Origin of the sequence: Alcaligenes sp. AB3, from assembly GCF_031844565.1 — a bacterium.
In the GTDB taxonomy this organism is placed as follows: domain Bacteria; phylum Pseudomonadota; class Gammaproteobacteria; order Burkholderiales; family Burkholderiaceae_B; genus Alcaligenes; species Alcaligenes faecalis.
The window spans coordinates 172,325-190,253 of sequence record NZ_JAUZVM010000002.1 but is presented as its reverse complement, the minus strand read 5'-3'; the positions used below and the strand labels follow the sequence as shown (position 1 = coordinate 190,253).

The window sequence follows — 17,929 nt, the reverse complement described above, 5'->3', positions numbered from 1 at the left end:
ACCTGCCAAAACAAAAGGAATACAAGGCTAAGCAAGAAACAGACAGGCCGCCCCAAAAGGCGGCCCATCTGAATTTACACTACAAGGCGCAACTTACTCGAAGCGGTAAGAGGCATTGAACATGTAAGAGCGGCCTGGGCCGACGTTGGCAAAAATGCCGACGTGGGAAGCATCATACATGCGCACATTGCTGATGTTGTTCACGTTGAACTGGAAAGAGACATTCTTGTTCAGGTCGTAGCGCGCCATCGCATCGTAACGCCAGTAGGAAGGCAGCTTCAATTGATTGGCGTCATCCACAAAACGTTTACCCACAAACGTGGCACCCGCGCCCAAAGTCAGCTCGGGCATGACTTTGTACGTCGTCCAGACGTTGAAGCTCTGCTTGGAGATGAACTTCATCTGGTTGCCGTCAAAGACATTATTGCCGCTGCGATATTTCTTGATCTTGGGGTCCAGATAGGTGTAACCAGCCCACAGGTTCCAGTTCGGCGTAATCGCACCTGCTGCGCCCAGCTCCAGGCCACGTACACGGTTGCTGCCGCTCAAGGACACATCGCCGGTCAAAGGATCGGTAGAGCGAGCATCTTTCTTGTCGGTCTGGAAAATGGCCGCTGTCAAAGACAACTTCTCGTCCGCCACATCCCATTTGGTCCCCAGTTCCCAGCTGTAGCTGCGCTCGGGCTTCAGGTCACGAATCGCTGCGCCACCTGCCGGGCCGTCAGCACCACCGGCCTGCCCCAGGTTCTCCCCTGTCGGGTTGGAAGAGGTGCCATAGCTCAAGTAGATAGAACCATTGCGCGCTGGTTTATAGACCACCCCCAGCTGATAATTCCACATATCATCTTTGCGGGAATCCTTGGTGTTGTCGGCCTCAAAACGATCAAAGCGCAAACCACCATTCACCATCCACTGCTCGCTCAGCGTCAAAGTATCAAAGATATAAGCCGAGCGTGTTTTGATATCGCCTGTCTTGGTCTTGGGTCCGTACTGCAACGAGTAGTTGTACTGACGATTGGGATTCGGATCATAGAACGAATCAGTATCGCGGCCTGGGCCACCCGTCATCGTCTTGTTGTGGATTTCCTCTTTGCTGATTTCCACACCCGCAACAATGTCATGCTTGATCCAGCCGGTATTAAAGCTGCCGTAAACATCCGTCTGGTTCAGCAGGGATTCTGCAACGCGGTAGTTCGTCCGATCATCACGGCGGAACTGCAAGCCAGCACCTTCCGTCGCGCAAGCACCACCCGCACCTGCGGCGCAGTTGTCAAAGGACGGACGTGTCATCAAGTAGTGATTCAGCGTCTTGCTGTAGCGGGTGACGTTCCGAACCGTGAAACGGTCGTTCAGATCGTGCTCAATGCTGGCCGAGGCCGTATCGGCAATGTATTTGCGGAAGTCTACATTACGACGACCGTAAAAGTTGTCGCGATCCGCTTCCAGTGGGGTAACGCGATCCGGATTGGCGGCATTTTTGAAGGGGAAGCCCAAATCCGGCATGTCTTTGTTCTCAAGACGCGAGTAAGACAAGGTCACACGCGTTGGCGTACCCAAACCAAAGGCGATGGAAGGAGCAATGCCCCAACGGTCAATCTTCACCCCGTCGCGGCCTGCCACTTCCCCACCCATGCGCATCAGGTTAAGACGGATCGCGCCTGTTTCCGAGAAAGCATAGTTACCGTCTGCTGTCAGACGATACTGGTCCGAGGTGCCGTAACCTGCTTCCACCTGGAAGAAATCTTTCAGCTTGGGGGACTTGGTCACCAGGTTCAGGCTGCCGCCCGTACCGCCACGGCCTGTGTACGCCGAGCTGGGGCCTTTCAGGACTTCAACGGACTCCAGGTTGAAGGTCTCGTGCGAGCCACGGGAGTAGTCGCGCACGCCATCAATAAAAATATCGGTACTGGCTTCGTAACCACGGATAAAGGGACGATCGCCCATGGGCGTTCCGCCTTCACCTGAACCCAGCGTGATGCCCGGGGTGGTACGCAATACGTCTTGCAGCGAGGTCGCTCCACGATCTCTGATCACCTCCTCCGGGATCACAGTGATGGAACGCGGTGTATTCAACAAGGACTCGGAAAACTTCACCGATTGCGCTTTATGGGCTTGAAAGCCATCAATGCCATTGGCATCTTCCGAAGCCTGAACTTTAATCGACTGCAGTTCTGTCACGCCTGGATTGGCAGTTTGAGCAATAACAGGGCTTGTCAGGGCCGCAAACAGAGCAGCAGACAAGACCGTCTCGGCAAAACGACGAGGCGGCAAAGGGGAAACGAACGACATCACCAGCTCCATGTGGTAGGTATCACTTTTCAAGGCAGGGCGATCAAAGCAGGGCCAATCGCGCGTGTTAGCGGTGTTTCACTGCCAGATAAGTGCTTTTAATAGGAGACCGTAATATCAATCATTCTTATTATGAAGTCTATCCAAATCTTACGCTTTCCTTAAATTCAGCTAAAAATCAGCTTGTTTTTGTCCACAGTGTGGCGTCCATGCATCGTATTACGATCAATTCTCATTAAGATGGACAAAAAATAAAAAATCGCTTAGCAATTTAACTTCTACTTACCTGCTATGTTCTCGCTTCTACCTGTAATGGTCTTTCAACAGGCACAAAAAAGCCCCTATCTTACAAATCAAGATAGAGGCCATTACACTGATAGCTTGCTGGCTCCACCCTAAGGCAAAGCCAGCAAGCCTCAGGCTTACAGATTCAACAGCAAACGGTTCACGCGTTTCACAAAGCTGGCAGGATCTTGCAATGCGGCACCTTCGGCCAGCATGGCTTGTTCCAGCAACAATTGCGCCCACTCACCAAAAGCCTCGTCGTCAGCAGCCTGAACCTTGGCGATCAAAGCATGTTCCGGGTTGATTTCCAGAATCGGCTTGACCTCGGGGGCTTCCTGGCCGGCGGCTTGCAGCATGCGCAGCAGGTGCGGGCTCAGTTCGTTGGCATCGACCACCACGCAAGCGGGAGAGTCGACCAGACGTGCGGTAATACGCACTTCCTTGACCTTCTCGCCCAGCGTAGCTTGCAAACGCTCGACCAGAGGCTTGAAGGTTTCAGCCACTTCAGCCTGATGTTTCTTTTCTTCCTCGTCTGCCAGCGAATCCAGATCCAGGCCGCCCTTGGCCACGGAAACCAGCTGCTTGCCTTCAAATTCGCGCAGGTAGGACAGCATCCACTCGTCCACACGGTCGGACATCAGCAGCACTTCGATGCCTTTCTTGCGGAATACTTCCAGATGTGGGCTGTTGGACGCAGCAGCAAAGGTGTCAGCGGTGACGTAGTAGATCTTGTCCTGACCTTCTTTCATGCGGCCAATGTAATCGTTCAGGGACACGGTCTGGGCCGAGCCTTCCTGATTGGTGGACGCAAAGCGCAGCAAGGCAGCGATACGGGCCTGATTGCCCATGTCTTCGCCGGTGCCTTCTTTCAGTACCTGACCAAACTGGTTCCAGAACTCGGCGTATTGCTCGGGCTGGTTCTCGGCCAGATCTTCCAGCAAGGACAGGATGCGCTTGGCACTACCCTCACGGATCGCACGTACATCACGGCTTTCTTGCAGGATTTCACGCGAGACGTTCAGCGGCAGGTCGGCCGAATCGATCACACCGCGCACAAAGCGCAGGTAAGCAGGCAGCAGCTGCTCGGCGTCGTCCATGATGAACACGCGTTTCACGTACAGCTTCACGCCACGGCGAGCATCGCGGTCCCACAGATCGAATGGGGCTTGCTTGGGTACGAACAGGAGCTGGGTGTATTCGCTACGACCTTCGACCCGATTGTGTGTCCAGGCCAGAGGGTTCTCGTAATCGTGAGCGATGTGCTTGTAGAACTCCTGGTACTGCTCGTCGGTGATTTCCGACTTGGAGCGTGTCCACAAGGCGCTGGCCTGGTTCACGCTTTCCCATTCGTCCTGCTTGACTTGCTGCTGCTTCTCTTCGTCCCACTCTTCCTTGCGCATTTGCACGGGCAAGGAGATGTGATCGGAGTAGCGACGCAGCACGTTGCGCAAGCGCCAGCCGTCCAGGAAATCGTCCTCGCCTTCACGCAGGTGCAGGGTGATGGTGGTGCCACGCTCAGCTTTTTCAGCGGCAGCAATGGTGAATTCACCTTCACCGGCAGATTCCCACAGCACGGCTTCCTGATCCTCACCGGCACGACGTGTCAGCACAGACACTTTGTCGGCCACGATAAAGGAGGAGTAAAAGCCCACGCCAAACTGACCAATCAGCTGGGTGTCTTTTTGCTTGTCGCCTGTCAGTTGAGAGAAGAACTCTTTGGTGCCCGAGCGCGCAATGGTGCCCAGGTTGGCAATGGCCTCATCACGCGACATGCCAATGCCGTTGTCGGAAATGGTGATCGTGCGCTGCTCTTTATCGAACTCCACACGGATACGCATTTCTGGATCGCCTTCCAGCAAGGCTGGATTGTCGATGGCCTCGAAGCGCAGTTTGTCACAGGCATCCGACGCATTGGATACCAGCTCACGCAGGAAAATCTCCTTGTTGCTGTACAAGGAGTGAATCATCAAATGCAGTAATTGTTTGACTTCAGCCTGAAAACCCAAGGTTTCGGACGTATTCGCAGTGTCAGTCTGGCTCATGGTGAAAAAGCAAAAAATGGGTTGATTGCCGCGCGCTGGTGCGCGCCCTATTGGAGACAGATAGGGACAGCTTGCGATATTTCAAGAGAGCAATCAGGCCGCCGGGCCGGAGGTCAGAGCAATGACCCCACTGATCATCACCGCACAGCCCAGCAAACTCCAGACATTGGCTTTTTCACGCAGCACCACCATACCCAATAGGGTGCCGGCCATCATGGACATTTCACGGGCCGGGGCCACCATGGACAAGGGGGCGCCCATGCTCAGGGCCTGCAAGACCAGGATGTAAGACATGGGCGACAACAAACCCACTGCTGCCGCCAGTTTCCAATAAGGTTTGAACTTGACGAAACCGGCCCGCCCTCGCTTGGCGATAAAGGGAGCCAGCATCCCCAGACGCAGCACATTGCTGAACCAGTCCAGCAAAAACGGCGAGATCAGCAACACCTTGACCCCATACGCATCCACCACGGTGTAGGCCGCAATCAGTATCCCGGTTTGCATGCCCCAACGCACGCCCGTTAGCGCTGCAGGGCTGAAAAAACGGCGCAGACGCCCTTGCGTGGCGATCAGCAAAATTCCCATCACCACCAGCAAGATACCCAGCACGCCCAAAGGACGTACAGGTTCGCCCAACAGGATAAAAGCACCAATGGAAGACAACATGGGGCCGGTGCCACGGGCAATGGGATACACCACTGACAGGTCAGCCACCTGATAGCCTTTTTGCAAACTAAGGCTATAACACATGTGCAGCAAGGCACTGAGCACCAAACAGGTAATGGTCTCGCTGGTCCAAGGCATATTGCCTTGGGTAAAGACAACCCACAGCGTGATGGGGAAATAGAACAGGATGGCAAAAAAGGAGTACGCAAATACAAAATGCGCCCCTGCCATGGCGGCCCGTTTAGAGAGCAGATTCCAACCCGCATGAATGAACGCAGCACACACCACCAGCAACAAAGCGGTCCAGGACATGAGGGCTTCCAGCAGCAAATAGCAAAAGAAAAACTATACGCCCCCTTCAAGGGCGAGGCCAGCCAATCGCGCCGCTTTCAACGTCCCATGACAAATAAGAGACAGTGCTGGACAATTCAAACCTCAAGGTATGATGTTCGGCACGTATTTTGATATGGAGCCGATCATGAGCACCTTGCTGTATGTTGATTTTCCCTACCCCGGCCCCTGGGGCTCAGAGATGAGTGAAGCCATGCAAGAACTGGCGCAATCCATTTCCCAGGAGCCCGGCCTGATCTGGAAAATCTGGACAGAAAACAAGGATCAGTCCAAAGCAGGCGGCGTGTATCTGTTCAAGGATAAAGCCAGCGCACAGGCTTATCTGGACATGCACAGCAAGCGGCTCAACAGCTTTGGCATCAGCGGCATTGATGCTCGCTTTTTTGAGGTGAACCAGCCGCTGACAGCCATTAACTCCGGTCCCTTGTCGACCAAATAAAACAAAGTCATCAGACGCAAAAAAGCCCGCCTGCCCATCAGCAGGCGGACTCTACCATCGGTGCTTAGGCGGTCAGCTCAACAGCCTTGAAATCTACCGGGACTTCCAACGCATTGTTGATGTAGTTGGTGAACAGGTTCAAGGCAGTCACACCGACCAGTTCCACCACCTCACCTTCAGAAAAACCGGCATCGCGCACGGCTTGCACATCCGCGGCCGAGACTTGCCCACGCTGATCCACCAGCTTGAGCACAAACTTCAAGGCAGCCGCGGTACGTGGGTCATCGGACTGACCCCGCTGGGCCTGAGCCAGTGTCTCCGGGCTGAGACCGGCATTGGCACCCAGCACATTGTGAGCAGCCAGGCAGTATTCGCAGCGATTGCGGTCGGCAATGGCAACAGCCAATTGCTCGCCCAGTTTCGCACCCAACTGGCCACCGGCAAAGGCGCCGAAGGAGCCCCACATGCTGCGCAAGGCAGCGGGCGAATTGGACACCATACGGAACATGGCAGGCACGCTGCCGCCAAAGGCTTTTTGAATTTCCTGCAAAGCAGGCTGGCTGGCGGCGGGAGCTTGGGCAACTTCAGGCAAGGTAAGACGGGACATGATGATCTCCTGGTGAGGTGGGCCAGAATGGCCAAATAGAAGCGAGCAGGGATAGTGTCTCGCCAAGAGCAGGATCATTGGATAAGATTAGTCCCGACAACTTACCTTTTCATCCAGACGAGGATGTTTTCATGAACCTGGATCGCCTCTCCCTTCTGCTGGAACAGTTCCGTGTTCGGGCGCATTTGTTCTACAACGGCTCTTTGTGTGGCGTGACCCGCTTCTCGGCCCAGCCGGGGCGTGCTTTTTTGCACATCCTGCGGCGCGGCCAGCTCAGCGTGCGCCACGACCCGCGCGACCCGGTGCCGGAAGTCCTGACCATTGACCGACCCAGCCTGCTGTTCTATCCCCGCCCGCTGGAACACGCCTTCTACGACATGCCCAATGAAGGCTCGGACTTCACCTGCGCCACCCTGGATTTTGACGGGGGTGAGCATCACCCCCTGGCCCGGTCCCTGCCCGATCTGATCATCGTGCCGCTGGAAGAAGCGGCCGGTCTGGAACAGGCGCTGGGCCTGCTCTTTGCAGAAACGGAGTCCGTGCGCTGTGGCCATCGTCTGCTGGCAGACCGTCTGTTCGAAATCGTGTTGCTGCAATTGCTGCGCTGGCTGTTTGACCACCCCGATCGTTGCGAGATTCCGGTGGGGCTGTTCCGGGGCTTGTCACACCCACCCGTGGCGCGCGCCTTGCTGGCGATTCAGTCCGATCCGGGTCGGGACTGGACGGTGCAATCGCTGGCTCAGGAAGCCAAGATGTCGCGCAGCGCTTTTGCCGTGCAGTTCAAGCACTGGGTGGGAGACACTCCGGCAGACTATCTGGCCCAATGGCGCTTGTCGTTGGCCTGCCAGCGACTGGCCCAAGGCCATTCTGCCAAGCGCATTGCCCTGGATCTGGGCTATGCCAACCCTTCCGCCCTGTCCCGTCTGTTTCGCCAGCGTACGGGCCAATCCATGCGGGAATGGCTGGCCGCTCGTCAATCAACTTGAGCGATGCTGCTCCAGTACCGTCAGAAAATTCACCAGGGCCGGATTGGTATTGTCCGACACATACGCACTCATCAACTCGGCCGCAATATCGTCTGCCTCCAGCAGGGGCAGATACTCCAAGGTATCGGTGCGCAAGCGTGCCAGGGAAGCGGGCACAATGGCCGGAGCAATACCCGCCTCAACCATCACCAGCACCGTAGGCACCATGCTCTCCTGCGCAAAGCGCGGCAAGCAGCCCGAGCGCTGCAACATGCGCTGCTGCAGCAGATGGAAATAACGTGACTGCTGACGCGAGTAGGCCACCATCTCATAGGAAAAAGCCTGGTGCAGAGTCAGCCCCTGGCTATGTTCCTGGGCACGCGGATCATCACGCCTCACCACAAACATCATCGGCTCGGACTCCACCAGTTGCGGGTTCAGATCCGGCACGGCAAAGGAAGGCCGAATCAAGGCCACATCTACCCGACGCTCATAAAGAGCCGCGGGCATATCGCTGGAGTTCATCTCGTAAATCTGTATATCCACTTGCGGGAAGTCCTGGCGAAAGCGATACACATGCCTGGACACACCAGCATAGGCACTGCTGGGCGTCAGGGCTATGCGCAACATGCCGGTTTCGCCCCTATGCACTTGCTGTACCGCTTGCAAGGTCTGCTCCAGTTCGTTGCCGATCAAGCGCAGGCGGCGCTGCAATTCCGCTCCCGCCGCCGTCAATTGCACCGTGCGTGTGGTGCGGATAAACAAGGTCGCCCCTATCTGCTCTTCCAGCCTGCGTATGGCCTGACTCAAGGGCGGCTGGGTCATGAACAAACGCTGGGCTGCCCGGCCAAAGTGCAGCTCTTCGGCCACCACCAAGAACATCTCGCTTAATTTGGAGTCCAGCATATGCCCACCAATTAGGTTAGAAAACAGATCAATAACAATTATTTTTAATATTAGACAACATAATTAGCTCTTACTACCATCCGTCCTGACACTTATCAAAAACAGGGCCATACTGCACGTCACTGCGAATATTGGCCCAACGCAGGAGATAGACATGACGGTATTCAAGCATCGCGCCCCTTTACTGAGTGGCCTGCTCACACTGACTTTGTTGGGTTCTGGTTCGGCCATGGCCGACGCGGCTTACCCTTCGCAGCCCATTACGTTTGTGGTGCCTTACGCTGCGGGTGGCAGCTCGGATACCCGCTCGCGCATGCTGGCTCAAAAAATGAGCGACAGCCTGGGCGTGACCATTGTGGTGGAAAACAAGCCCGGTGCCAGCGGCAATATCGGCACCAGCATGATTGCGCGCGCCAAGCCCAACGGCTACACCATCGGCCTGGGCAACTTTGGCCCCATGTCGGTGAACAAGGCGCTGTACGGCAGCAACCTGCCCTTCGATCCTGAACAGGATTTACAGCCCATCGCCCTGATCGAACGCGGTGCCATGGCATTGGGTGTCAACAGCAACTCGCCCTACCAGTCCTTGGCTGACCTGATCACAGACGGCCAGAAGAACCCCGAGAAACTGGACTACGCTTCCACCGGCGCAGGCGGCGCGTCACACTTGCTGACGGAACAGTTCAAGGCCACCTCCGGCTTTGATGCCGTACACGTGCCCTACCGTGGTGGCGCACCAGCATCAAACGATCTGCTGGCCGGCAATATCTCCTTCTATCTGGAACTGGCCAGCCTGTTCCTGCCGCACATGCAAATCGACAATCCGCGCCTGCGCGTGCTGGGGGTGACCTCGGAAGAACGTCTGAAAGCCATGCCTGACACCCCCACCTTCAAGGAACAAGGGGTGGATCTGGTGGCCTCGAACTGGTTTGGCGTCATTGCTCCGGCCGGCCTGCCTGCTGATGTGCTGGAAAAACTGAATACGGCCGTCAACGATGCCCTGAAAGATCCGGACTATCGTCAGATTGTGGAGTCCCAAGGTGCAGAAGTCGTTGGTGGCACACCTGAAGAATTCACCGCTTTTGTGAAAGAAGAAACCAAACGCTGGACTGCGCTGATCAAGGCTCAAAACATCTCGATTCAGTAAACCCGCTTCTCCTTTATGACTGCAAACCCTTCCTCTCTCGCTTTGCAGGACCAGTCCATCCAGGCCTGGTCCTGGCTGGCTGATCCGGCCACCTGTATCAGCACTCACCCCGACGGCCCCTTGGCGGACCTGACGTTCGGCGTGAAGGATGTGCTGGATGTCCAAGGCATGCCTACACGTTATGGCGCACACTTTCCCGATGCCTTGCCCGCAGAACGCGATGCGGCTTGTGTCGCCTTGTTGCGCCGGGCAGGCGCCACAGCGGTGGGCAAGACAGTCACGGCAGAGTTTGCTTACGCCGCACCCGGCCCCACCCGCAACCCGCTGAATCTGGACCACACACCGGGTGGCTCTTCCAGTGGTTCGGCGGCGGCCGTAGCGGCAGGCATGGTTGATTTTGCGTTGGGCACCCAAACGGGAGGCTCCATGATGCGCCCGGCGGCGTTTACCGGCATTCTGGGTTTTAAGCCCAGCTTTGGCGCGGTGCATCGCAGCGGTCTTTTCCTGTTGTGCGACAGCCTGGACACCATCGGCTACTTCAGCCGGGACCTGTCCGTGCTGCGCCGCGTGGCCACGGTCTTGCAGGGTTTGCCCGACATCCATGTCCCCACGGCACCACGCATCGGCGTGCTGGATGGCAAAGACCTGGGCCCGATTACCCCCGCTGCGCTGGCCGCTTTGGAACAAGGTTGCCTGCACCTGGAACAACAAGGCGCCCAGCTGGAGCGTCTGCCTGCGGACCCGCAACTGAAAGAGCTGCTGATCCTGCAAGGCCAGATCATGGCGTATGAAATGGCCCGCAGCCTGCTGCCCGTCTGGCAAGCCAGCCCGGATGCCTTGCGGCCCATTACCATACAAGCCGTCAAGCAAGGTCTGGAGCTGCCCCCGGCTGACTATCACGCCTGGCAGGCCCGCCGCCGTCAGCTACAACAGGGATGGCAGGATCGCTATGGCCATTTTGATGCCTTATTGACTCCGGCAGCCCCTGGTCCGGCGCCCTATGGCCTGGACAGCACTGGCTCTTCCGTCCTGAACCGTCCCTGGTCCTTGCTGGGCTGGCCCACCTTGAGCCTGCCTGCGCCTGGTCAGAACAGCCCTTTACCGCTGGGTCTGCAACTGATCGGACAAGCGCATCAGGATGCAGCCTTGCTGGATCTGGCATCACTGATCTGCCCTGTTCAAGAGGGCTGAAAAGCAATCAGACGAGTTACTCTGCAACACGCTGAAACAGCGTAAACAGCAACCAGAATCATTAACAAATACTTTAAATAACAACTATTTAGGGGCCCTTTGAGTTTTCTCAAAAGGCTCTTGAATACTGGCTCTACAAGCTCCTGGGCAGCGTACTAACATCAATAGATGTTCCCGGTACGCTGCATCGCTACATTTTTCAGATAGCGACTACACAGCATCCGGCTCTTTCAAACAATCCGGAAAAGGCCATGCGTCGCCCTCTTTTGCTGTTGCTCTCCGCCTTCTTTTTAATCTGGGCTGTGGAAGCCTTGTGGCTTGCCCCCTCGCCGCCCGGCGATACCCTGTGGTTGATACGCCAGGAAGGCATGCTGCTGACTGGCATTCTGGCACTGGGCACCATGACAGCCATTATGGTTCTGGCCCTGCGCCCCCGCCGCCTGGAGCCCTGGCTCGGTGGCATGGACAAAGCCTACAAGTTGCACAAATGGCTGGGTATCATCGCCATTTTGCTCAGTCTGGCCCATTGGCTTGGCAAGGAATCCAAAGGTCTGATTTCTGCCGCCATCGGCACGGGCGGCAGACTGCCCAAAACCCCGGTTCCCGAATGGGTCAGCCTGTTCAAACCCTATGCCAAAACACTGGGCGAATGGACGTTTTACGCGCTGATTCTGATGCTGATCATCACACTGGCCCGCCGCACGATTTCCTATAAAAAATGGTACAGCCTGCACCGCCTGATGCCTGTGGCCTATCTGATCCTGATCTTTCACGGCGTGGTGCTGACACCGCCCGCATACTGGAGCGGCATAGGTGGCTGGGCGCTGGCCATCACCATGGTGATCGGCACAGCAGCAGCCATCATCCAGCTGCTACGCAACTTGAGTTCGGCCTATCCGCACACTGGCACCGTCATCTCCTGTACGTCAGAAGGTGATGTGCTGGAGGTGCAATGCCGCATGGATCAATCCTGGCCTGGACACCAGGCCGGGCAGTTCGCCTTTTTACGTTTGAAGGGTGAGTCCGAGTCCCATCCCTTTACCTTGTCCGATGCCGATCAGGACGACCAGATTGTGCGTTTTCATATCAAGCAGCTGGGGGACTGGACACGCAGTTTGCCCGAGCGTTTGCATATTGGTCAGGGCATCGAGCTGGATGGTCCCTATGGCCGCTTTACTCAACCAGGCAGCGACGACAAGGGTATCTATATCTGGGTCGGTGCCGGAGTTGGCGCCACGCCCTTTCTGTCCTGGCTGAGCCAGGAGCACAAGGAAGGCCATGCCCCCTACGCCCATTTGCAATATGCCTGTCAGCACGGCTATGACCCGCTGGCCCAGGCCTTGAGCAAGGCAGCAGAGGAACACCCGGATGTGGATCTTGAAATCTATGCCGATGGCCGTCGCTGGACACCCAAAGAGGTGCTGCAGTACTACCATGCCGATAAACCCCTGCACATCTGGTTCTGTGGACCGGCGGCAATGGGCAGACAACTGCGGCGCGAACTCAAGCAGACCTTGCCTGCGAAATCCTGGACCTTGCACAAGGAGCACTTCCAGTTCCGCTAAGTCTCTACTCATCTAAAAACTGGGCCTGCTCCTTCATGGGAGCAGGCCCAGTTTTATTGATGACTGTCTGAATAGAAGAAGCAAAATTCTTGAAGGCATGCCCTCCGGCCTCTCATGGCTTTTTTCAAGGTCTCCAAGTGCCGTATAAATACATGGACAGCACCGTTCTAACAGCCTATTTTTTCCGGCAAGGTGGCGTCGCTCCAAGCATGGACACAAAAAGAGTCACCAGATTGTCTTCCATAGCGGCCCACTGCTCCGCAGTTTCCAGGCCCATATTGTCGACCGCACCATGCATGCCCTGGTAGATCACCCAGGCGGTCAAATCCACATCGGCCACAGACCAGGCACCGGCTTTCTGTCCTTCGCTCAAGATCGAGTGCAAAGGCTCAGTCACCGTGTTGCGCTCGCCCTGGTAATTGCTGCGCATATGGTCTGAAAACACCAGATCGTGCATGTCCAGCGTGTCTCTATACGCCTGTACCGAAGCTCGAATCCAACAGGCCAGACGCTGAACCCAGTCGCCCTCCGGCGCCTGCTCCAGCGCCCCTTGCACGCGGTCATGAAATTGCTGGATGAACTGCTCGCGCAGGGCGGCCAGGATCTCCTGCTTGGAGCTGAAGTAGTGATAGAACAAGCCTTTGGACATCCCTGCCCGCAACACAATTTCATCGACCGGTGTGGCGTCAAACCCCTGTTGTAGAAACAAGGTGGCAGCCGCCTCCAATAAATCTCGGCGACGAACTTCAGAGGGTTGAGTGCGGGGTGTTTTGGCAGCGGTCATGGGCGTCAAGGTAGCAGAAAAAACCCGACAAAGCGCCTCGTCGGGTGTCACCGCACTATTTTAGCCAGCCTGTTTATTTTTTATTGACTGACAGTCAGTCAACGTTTTATAGTCGTCGATAACAATTCTCATTTACCGAGCACTATGACACGCCGACTTGCTCTAACCATCGCTATTTACCTGGGGACTTTCATGGTCACCCTGGACATCAGCATCGTGAATCTTGCCTTGCCGCGCATGCAGCAATCCCTGCAGACTGATATGGCCGGACTGCAATGGATTGTGGATTCCTATGCGCTGTGCCTGTCCGCCTTCATGTTGTCCGCCGGGCTGCTGGGGGATCGCTACGGACGCAAGAAAAGCTGGCTGCTGGGCGTGCTGGCCTTTACCGTCGGTTCCATGATGTGCGCCTTGGCCAGTTCACTGAGCGCCCTGCTCTGGGGCCGCGTCGTGCAAGGCATGGCGGGGGCATTGCTTATTCCCGGCGCCTTGTCCATCCTGACCCATGCCTTCCCGGACCCTGCCCAGCGTGCTCGCGTCATTGGCGGCTGGTCTTCCTTCAGCGCTCTGGCTTTGGTGTTGGGCCCGATACTGGGCGGGGTGCTGGTTGATGTGGCCGACTGGCCTTCGATCTTCAGTCTGAATTTGCCACTGGGTTTGCTGACCCTGGGCTTGGGCATGTGGGGCATTCAGGAATCGGCCAACCCTGAACACGCGGCCTTCGACCCGATCGGCCAGTTGCTTAGCGTTATCTGGCTCGGCTCCCTGACCTATGGCCTGATCTGCGCGGGTGAGCAAGGCTGGCACGCGACCGAAACGGTTCGCTCCCTGGGCGTGGCCGCAGTCACCTTCGTCGCGTTTATCTATGCCCAAACCCGCGTCGCCCGCCCCTTGCTGCCTTTGAGCCTGTTTCGGGACTACCGCTTCAGCACCGCCAATATCGCCTCCTTTGTGCTGGGCTTTGCCGCCTATAGCAATGTGTTTTTCCTGTCCCTGTTCTTCCAGAATGCCCTGGGCTGGAGTGCCACCCAAACCGGCTGGGGGCTGGCTCCTCAGTTCATCGGCATGGCCGTGCTGGCCTCCCGTTTCGGTGCCTTGAGCCCACGCTTTGGACTGAAAATGATCCTGACCGTGGGCTTTGGCCTGATGGCAGCCGGTTCCTGGCTAATGATGTTGCTGCAACCCGGCGCGTCCTACTGGATGGCGGGTTTCGCTTTGGCCGTACTGGGCATAGGCATGGGCTTGTCCGTCCCGGCGTGCAGCACCTTGGTCATGAACCTGGTGCCACGTGAGCGTTCCGGTATGGCATCAGCCACCACCAACGCCATCCGCCAAACTGGCATGACCTTGGGCGTTGCCCTGCTGGCTTCCTTGATGAGCCAGGGCGCCGTCATCTCCTTGTCCAGCCGCCTTGATCCGGTCAATCCCATGCGGGAACAGGCTCAGCAAATCATTAGCTCCGGTCAGGTGAATCTGCCTGCCTCGGCCGATTCCTTGTTCTGGATGCAAGCCATCCAGCACGCCTGGGCGGACGGCTTTCACCGCGTCATGTTCTGGGCCGGATTGCTGGCCGTCTTCAGTCTGGTTCTGCTGCTGCGTCTGCGTTTGCCTCGTGTGCAGGCGGCTCCTGCCGCTGCGGTGGAACTGCATTAAGCCCGGCGATTGCAGACTGGATTTACAATAGCGCATGGACAAATTACGACTGGATAAATGGCTCTGGGCAGCGCGCTTTTACAAGACGCGCAGCCTGGCTTCTGAAGAGATCACCAAAGGGCGGGTTTTGCTGAATCAGCAAAACACCAAGCCTGCCCGTGAAGTCTCCATTGGTGATGTGATTACCCTGCGCAAAGAAACTCCGGCCATGGAGGTTCATGTCACCGCATTAAGCGGCGTGCGTGGGCCTGCCCCGGTTGCCCGCCAGCTGTATCAGGAAACGGAAGAAAGCAGCACACGGCGCGCCCAGGCCGCCGAACAACGTCGTCTGGCTCCCGAGCCTGCACTGGATTTTGATGCTGGCCGTCCAACGAAAAAGGATCGCCGTCAGATGCAGTTGCTGCGAGGTAAATAGTCCACCCGCTGCTCCTGCTTCGCGATACAGAAAAAGCCCGGCCAAGCTACCCTGCTTGGCTGGGCTTTTTTTTAGGTGTCGCTCTTTCGTCAAGTCCATCGAACGCGTTTCACAACGATCTGAACAAGGCGTAAAAACCCGCTCCTGCTTACCGCCTCCCAGCTCGCCTTACCTATTTAATCAGCAAGTCCCTGCGCGGCTTCCAAGCACCGCAGAAAACGCCTGAACTCTCGTTTCCCAACGAATCTACTGATGCGACAAACCCTCCACTAAAGAGCATCCAAAAAGCTCCATAAACCCTTTTTGATATATCAGATTACGCTTTTATATATCAATAAAATCAAGGGTTTACACCATTGATCACGCTTACAACAAAACGCTATAAACCTAAAACAATTACATGCAAACGCATTCAAAAAGCGTGAGGAGACAGGAAAATGAAGATCACGGCAGTACGCGCCATTCCCTTGAACGTACCTTTCAAGTTCGATAGCGCGGGCATCCAAAAACCCACCAACCTTGCCATCTGTCATGTGGAAATCGAGACCGATGAAGGCATCACCGGCTATGGACTGAGCGCCATTACCGAAGAGCACCCCGTTGCCAGCACCATCAACGATATTCTGGCCAGCGACCTGATTGGGCAAGACCCCTTGAACACCGAGCGCCTGTGGGACCGCATGTACTGGAACGTGTGCCCTCGTGGCCAGACCGGCTATGCCATGCACGCCATCTCTGCCCTGGACATTGCCTTGTGGGACATCAAGGGCAAAGCCCTGGGTCTGCCGGTATGGAAACTGCTGGGCGGTGCCCGAGAAAAAGTGCCTGCCTACGCGACTTTTGGCTTTGCCTTTCTGGGTGAAGAAGAGTTGGTCAAAGTGGCACGCGACTGCGTGGATCAAGGCTTCAAGGGCCTGAAGATGGTGGTAGGCCATCACGGCCTGCAACGTCGCGACGAACCGCGCCCGCTTGCCGACCTGATCCGCCAGGACATGCGCCGCATGAGTCTAGTGCGCGAGGCCATTCCCGCCGACATCCCTTTGTACATCGACGGCAACTGCAGCCTGGACTACGTGCATGCCAAAGCCATCGCCCGCCATGCTCGTGATCTGGACGTCGGATTTTTTGAAGAACCCATCACCCAGAACGACACGGGCCGCTTGCGTGAGCTGCGTCAAAGTACAGGCATCACCATTGCCGCTGGCCAGAACGAAGGCCAGTCCTATCGTTTCCGGGATCTGCTGATGCAGCAAGCCGTGGATATTCTGCAGCCCAACGTGCTGATCTCCGGCGGTTTCACTCAGTCCCGCAAGATCTTCGCCCTGGCAGAAAGCTTTAACGCGTCCGTCGCCAATGGCGGGGCCTTCCCCTCTCACAACGGTCACCTGCACTGCGGTTTGTTAAATGGCGGCGATGTGGAATGGCATCTGGCGGCCAGCGCCATGATGGCCGAAATCTACACCGGCCTGCCTCAACCCGAACAAGGCTGGCTGCGCATGCCCGAAGCCCCCGGCCTGGGGCTGACACCACGACAAGATCAAATCGACAAGCTACGCAGCAACCCCGGCAGCCTGGGCTCCGGCAAAGGCTGAAACCGACGACTACCGAGGAGGTAAAAAAACATGAAACCCTGGTCCCGTGTTGTACTTGCCCTCAGTTTTATCTTTGCTGCCGCGCCCCAAAGCTGGGCAGCTCCCCCCGCCTGGGTCGAGCGCCCGGTGCGGCTGATCGTCCCCTCTGCCGCAGGAGGGTCGGGCGATACCCTGGCCCGTCCCCTGGCCGAAGCACTGGGCACTGAAATTGGGCAAACCGTTGTTGTAGAAAATAAAGGAGGCGTAGGCGGCGTGCTGGGTGCCAGCATGGTGGCCAACTCCAGCCCCGCAGACAATCAGCTCTTGTTCGGTGCCGTGCATCACATGATTGCGCCTGCCGTGTTGAAGAACTTCCCCTACGACACCCGCAAAGACCTGAAAGCCGTCACCCTGATTGCTGCCATGCCCAATGTGCTGGTGGTGAACGCCAATTCGCCCTATCACAGCGTGGAGGACCTGCTGGCCGCCGCCAAGCAAGGCGCTGGCGTGAACTATGGCACCAGCGGCGTCGCCACCATGCTGCATCTGATGGCAGGCAAGCTGGAAAAGAAAGCTGGCACCACCATGACCGCCGTGCACTACAAAGGCAGCGGCCCGGCTGTCATGGCGCTGATCAGTGGCGATCAGGTGGACTTCATGTTCGAGACCATGCCCTCGGCCGTGGCGCAGATACGCAATGGCCGCTTGCGCGCCCTGGCCGTTTCCAGCCCCGAACGCGCTCCTGCCTTGCCGGATGTGCCTACCTTGAAGGAATTGGGCATGGACGAGATCAGCGCCCAGACCTGGTACGGGATTTTCATGCAAGGAGATGTGCCGGATGCCACCGTGCAAAGCGTGGCAGACAGCATCCACCGTGCCTTGAATACCGACAAGATCAAGGAAATCTGGGAAGGAAACGGCGCGACACTGGTCACCAATAGCCCTGCCGAATTCACGATCTATGTGGATCAGCAGTTGAACTATTGGGCCGACTCGGTCAGTGATCTGGGGCTGAGCAACTTCTAACTCTAACAACTGCGACTCACCTTCAGG

At 56.8% G+C, this 17,929-nt stretch carries 15 protein-coding genes; 9 read left to right on the top strand and 6 right to left on the bottom strand.

Going from position 1 to position 17,929, the window contains the following annotated elements; all coding sequences use genetic code 11:
• Positions 1–93: 93 nt before the first annotated feature.
• The 3 genes from Q9R35_RS05900 to Q9R35_RS05890 all read right to left on the bottom strand — a co-directional run bounded on the left by Q9R35_RS05900 (position 94) and on the right by Q9R35_RS05890 (position 5,594).
• Complete coding sequence (locus tag Q9R35_RS05900; protein ID WP_052695791.1) at positions 94–2,289, bottom strand: TonB-dependent siderophore receptor; 2,196 nt, start codon at positions 2,287–2,289, stop codon at positions 94–96.
• Between the two features lie 422 nt (positions 2,290–2,711).
• A complete protein-coding gene (htpG, locus tag Q9R35_RS05895; protein ID WP_086059851.1) occupies positions 2,712–4,616 on the bottom strand; it encodes a molecular chaperone HtpG in 1,905 nt (634 codons plus the stop codon).
• A 93-nt stretch (positions 4,617–4,709) separates the two neighbouring features.
• The gene (locus tag Q9R35_RS05890) at positions 4,710–5,594 is read right to left on the bottom strand and encodes an EamA family transporter (protein WP_045930796.1); all 885 of its coding nucleotides are present in this window, start codon (positions 5,592–5,594) and stop codon (positions 4,710–4,712) included.
• A gap of 166 nt (positions 5,595–5,760) precedes the next feature.
• On the opposite strand from Q9R35_RS05890, the gene Q9R35_RS05885 reads away from it, so the two are divergent.
• Positions 5,761–6,072 (top strand): monooxygenase, encoded by a 312-nt coding sequence (locus Q9R35_RS05885; protein WP_311219531.1) that lies wholly within the window; start codon positions 5,761–5,763, stop codon positions 6,070–6,072.
• A 64-nt stretch (positions 6,073–6,136) separates the two neighbouring features.
• On the opposite strand, the gene Q9R35_RS05880 is transcribed toward Q9R35_RS05885, so the two are convergent.
• The gene (locus Q9R35_RS05880; protein ID WP_045930795.1) at positions 6,137–6,679 is read right to left on the bottom strand and encodes a carboxymuconolactone decarboxylase family protein; all 543 of its coding nucleotides are present in this window, start codon (positions 6,677–6,679) and stop codon (positions 6,137–6,139) included.
• A gap of 131 nt (positions 6,680–6,810) precedes the next feature.
• Between Q9R35_RS05880 and Q9R35_RS05875 the strand changes: the two genes are divergently transcribed.
• Positions 6,811–7,665, top strand: coding sequence for an AraC family transcriptional regulator (locus tag Q9R35_RS05875; RefSeq protein WP_086069437.1), 855 nt, complete (start codon positions 6,811–6,813; stop codon positions 7,663–7,665).
• Here Q9R35_RS05875 and Q9R35_RS05870 read toward each other — a convergent pair.
• A complete protein-coding gene (locus Q9R35_RS05870) occupies positions 7,657–8,550 on the bottom strand; it encodes a LysR substrate-binding domain-containing protein (protein WP_311219530.1) in 894 nt (297 codons plus the stop codon). The genes Q9R35_RS05875 and Q9R35_RS05870 overlap by 9 nt on opposite strands.
• A 154-nt stretch (positions 8,551–8,704) precedes the next feature.
• Between Q9R35_RS05870 and Q9R35_RS05865 the strand changes: the two genes are divergently transcribed.
• From Q9R35_RS05865 to Q9R35_RS05855, 3 genes are all read left to right on the top strand, one after another.
• A complete protein-coding gene (locus Q9R35_RS05865) occupies positions 8,705–9,697 on the top strand; it encodes a tripartite tricarboxylate transporter substrate binding protein (protein ID WP_086069439.1) in 993 nt (330 codons plus the stop codon).
• A 15-nt stretch (positions 9,698–9,712) separates the two neighbouring features.
• The gene (locus Q9R35_RS05860) at positions 9,713–10,888 is read left to right on the top strand and encodes an amidase (RefSeq protein ID WP_311219529.1); all 1,176 of its coding nucleotides are present in this window, start codon (positions 9,713–9,715) and stop codon (positions 10,886–10,888) included.
• A gap of 251 nt (positions 10,889–11,139) precedes the next feature.
• On the top strand, positions 11,140–12,453 hold the full coding sequence (locus Q9R35_RS05855; protein ID WP_063688921.1) for a ferric reductase-like transmembrane domain-containing protein: 1,314 nt from the start codon (positions 11,140–11,142) through the stop codon (positions 12,451–12,453).
• 175 nt (positions 12,454–12,628) lie between these two features.
• Here the strand turns inward: Q9R35_RS05855 and Q9R35_RS05850 are convergent, their stop codons facing one another.
• Complete coding sequence (locus Q9R35_RS05850) at positions 12,629–13,237, bottom strand: TetR/AcrR family transcriptional regulator (protein WP_311219528.1); 609 nt, start codon at positions 13,235–13,237, stop codon at positions 12,629–12,631.
• A gap of 144 nt (positions 13,238–13,381) precedes the next feature.
• Between Q9R35_RS05850 and Q9R35_RS05845 the strand changes: the two genes are divergently transcribed.
• From Q9R35_RS05845 to Q9R35_RS05830, 4 genes are all read left to right on the top strand, one after another.
• On the top strand, positions 13,382–14,890 hold the full coding sequence (locus tag Q9R35_RS05845; protein ID WP_311219527.1) for a DHA2 family efflux MFS transporter permease subunit: 1,509 nt from the start codon (positions 13,382–13,384) through the stop codon (positions 14,888–14,890).
• A 34-nt stretch (positions 14,891–14,924) separates the two neighbouring features.
• Complete coding sequence (locus Q9R35_RS05840; RefSeq protein ID WP_042482785.1) at positions 14,925–15,305, top strand: RNA-binding S4 domain-containing protein; 381 nt, start codon at positions 14,925–14,927, stop codon at positions 15,303–15,305.
• A 437-nt stretch (positions 15,306–15,742) separates the two neighbouring features.
• Positions 15,743–16,897, top strand: a complete 1,155-nt coding sequence (locus Q9R35_RS05835) for a mandelate racemase/muconate lactonizing enzyme family protein (protein WP_086069444.1) — start codon at positions 15,743–15,745, stop codon at positions 16,895–16,897.
• Between the two features lie 30 nt (positions 16,898–16,927).
• Entirely contained in the window at positions 16,928–17,902 is a 975-nt protein-coding gene (locus Q9R35_RS05830) for a tripartite tricarboxylate transporter substrate binding protein (protein ID WP_311219526.1), read from the top strand.
• The last annotated feature ends 27 nt before the right edge of the window (positions 17,903–17,929 follow it).